We start from the raw sequence: 1,777 nt of genomic DNA, 5'->3' as shown, positions 1-1,777 counted from the left end.
CCCCCCCCCCCCGGGCCCGGGCGGCGGGCGGCTCGTGTCGGAGGGCATAGGTACGATGCCGGGCGATGCGACTGGTGAGGCGGCGGCGGGGTTGCCGGCCGCCGGCGGGGAGGGCTGCCGCGTGATGGCGGAACGGGACGGTGGGCGTCACAGCGCACCGCTGCTCGCGGATCTCATGCCCTGGTCCGTCGCGCCACTGCGGATCGGGCGGACCTGGCCGCTCGCGCCGGACGCCGCCTCGCTCAGGGCCCGTTGGGACGCCCTGGTGCGGGCGGAAGGCGCGGCCGCGCGTGAGGCGCTGTTCCAGCCCTCCCGCGCCCGTAGGCCGCACATCGCCGTGCCCCAACTTCCCGGCCACGCCTCCCCCACCGCCCCGCTCACCGCGGAGAGTGGCGGCGGCCCCTGCCCGGAACCGGTGCAGGTCCTGCATGGCCCGTTCGACCGGCAGTGGCTGATTCCCGATCAGCGGCTGATCGACGCGGCGCGGCCGGAGCTGTGGCGGGTCGCGGACCCGTACCAGATCTTCGCCGTCGAGCAGGGACAGGTGTCTCAGGACACGATTCCCGGTCCCGGTCCCGGTCCTGGTCCCGGTCCCGCGCTGGTGTTCTCCGCGCTGCTGCCCGACGGCCGGTCACCCGCCGGACGTCCCGGCCGGATCCGCCCGTTGTACCGGCGACCCGGCGGCCGCGAGCCCAACCTCGCCCCGGGGCTGCTCCCCCACCTCGCCGACCGGCTCGGCCTCCCCGTCGCCGCTGAGGACGTCCTCGCCTGGGTGGCCGCCACCGCCGGGCACCGCCCTGAAGGCGTCGCCGTGCCGCTGACCGCCTCCCCCGACACGTGGCGGACCGGCGTCGCCCTCGGCCGCCGGATGCTGTGGCTGCACACGCACGGCGCGCGCTGCGCCGCCTCGCCGGACGACCGTCCCAAACTCCCCGGCGGCCGGCGTCCGTACGTCCGGGCGGCCATTCCGGCCGACCTCCGCGCCCTCACCGGTCAGCTGCACTACGACCCGGAGGAGGAGACCCTCCACCTCGGCGCGGGCCGCATCTCCCCTGTGCCCGCGGCGGCTTGGGACTTCCACACCGGCGGGGTGCGGGTCGTCGACCGCTGGTTCGAGCGGCGTACGGCCCCGGCCACGCCCGGGACGCTGGACGCCGTACGAACCGCCACCTGGCCTCAGGAGTGGACCTCGGAGCTGCTGGAACTGATCACGGTGCTCGCGCTGCTGGGCGAACTAGGGCCGGAGCGGGAGGAGTTGGCGGCGCGCGCGGCAGAGGGACCGTGCCTGACAGCGTACGACCTCCGCCGCGCCGGCGTACTCCCCGCACCGGCCGCGGCCCGCCGCCCCGCGTCCGTACTGGACCACCACGAAGAGGGCCCCAACGGCCAGTTCGCGCTGCTCTGAGCGTCGCCGTCCGATCCGGCGGCGGGCGGCGCCGGCTCGGGGAGGCGCCGCCCAGCCGCCTGTGGGCCGACTCAGCCGCGCCGCGAGGGCTTTCAAGCGGAGATCAGGCTGGAAGACAACGCGGCCACCACGGGGGATGTTGGTGTCCGAACACACCGTCGTCTTCCACGCGACCCCGTTGAGCACGGTTCAGCCGTCCCACCACATCCGGGCCAGAGCCCGGCTGCGGCAGCAAGGGCCCTAGTTGTGCTGACCGGAGAGGTTGGTGACGCGGCTGGCTGGGGTTTGGCCGCTGATTCCGGTGTGGGGTCGGTGGTAGTTGTACCAGTCCAGCCAGTCGGGAAACGCGGCCTGCCGTTCGGCTTCTGAGGT

Annotated in this window: 2 protein-coding genes; one reads left to right on the top strand and one right to left on the bottom strand. The window is 75.0% G+C overall.

Features of this window, described 5'->3' with window-relative positions:
- Positions 1 to 124 precede the first annotated feature (124 nt).
- The gene (locus tag ACTWP8_RS38110) at positions 125 to 1,405 is read left to right on the top strand and encodes a type ISP restriction/modification enzyme (protein WP_443326630.1); all 1,281 of its coding nucleotides are present in this window, start codon (positions 125 to 127) and stop codon (positions 1,403 to 1,405) included.
- 240 nt (positions 1,406 to 1,645) lie between these two features.
- Here the strand turns inward: ACTWP8_RS38110 and ACTWP8_RS38105 are convergent.
- On the bottom strand, positions 1,646 to 1,777 hold a 132-nt coding region (locus ACTWP8_RS38105), incomplete at its 5' end, for an integrase core domain-containing protein (RefSeq protein ID WP_443326629.1).

It is taken from the genome of Streptomyces sp. 7N604, from assembly GCF_052245475.1.
In the GTDB taxonomy this organism is placed as follows: Bacteria; Actinomycetota; Actinomycetes; order Streptomycetales; family Streptomycetaceae; genus Streptomyces.
Note: the sequence above shows the minus strand (reverse complement) of the source record. Positions and strands in the feature narration are given on the sequence as shown.

Excerpts from the sequence above, each read along its gene's own strand:
- ACTWP8_RS38110 (WP_443326630.1), top strand. The coding sequence starts at position 125 with ATGGCGGAACGGGACGGTGGGCGTCACAGCGCACCGCTGCTCGCGGAT.